Origin of the sequence: Pseudomonas sp. 22072, from assembly GCF_052046095.1 — a bacterium.
Classification (GTDB): Bacteria; Pseudomonadota; Gammaproteobacteria; order Pseudomonadales; family Pseudomonadaceae; genus Aquipseudomonas; species Aquipseudomonas paracarnis.
On sequence record NZ_JBQEQE010000066.1, the window covers coordinates 1 to 580 of the forward strand.

Annotated in this window: 1 protein-coding gene; it reads right to left on the reverse strand. The window is 56.6% G+C overall.

Features of this window, described 5'->3' with window-relative positions; all coding sequences use genetic code 11:
• The coding region (locus tag ACTJLA_RS26805; RefSeq protein WP_440842488.1) for an immunoglobulin-like domain-containing protein at positions 1-580 on the reverse strand (580 nt) is incomplete at both ends.

Sequence of the window (580 nt, forward strand, 5' to 3'; positions counted from 1 at the left end):
ACGATGTTGCCGCCTTCACCCACGGTAGTGGTGGCGGTCAGAACTACATCCACCTTGTCGATGGTGTCGTTGATCGTGGTAGTTGCGCCGTTGCCTGCGACTTCGAGTTTTTCGAAGTTGCCGCCGGAAGCGTCAGTAATCTTGACGGTCTGAGCGCTCTTATCGATGAACACGTCATCGGTCGGCGCGGGCACGGTTACGGTGCCAACAGTGTCGCCAGCCTTGATCGTGATCGACGAACCGTTATCGAGCTTCAGGGTGACGTCGGTACCGGCCTTGTTGCTCAAGGTCGCGGTATAGGTGATCTGACCACCTTCGTTTGCTTCGGATGGAGCGGTCAGCGTCACCGTGGTGGTGTTATCGGTACCCGGTGTGTCCGTAACGGTGGTGTTCACCGCTGTAGTACCCGGCACCAGGTTTTCAAAGTGCTCGCCACCAGTGACGCCTTTGATAGCAGTGGTGACGGTTTGATCGCCCTTATACACGTCATCAGGAGCAAGAACCGAAACGCTACCGCTCGATTGGTTTACGCCGATGGTGATGGTTTTGCCGTTATCCAGGGTCACGGTCAGCGGATTGG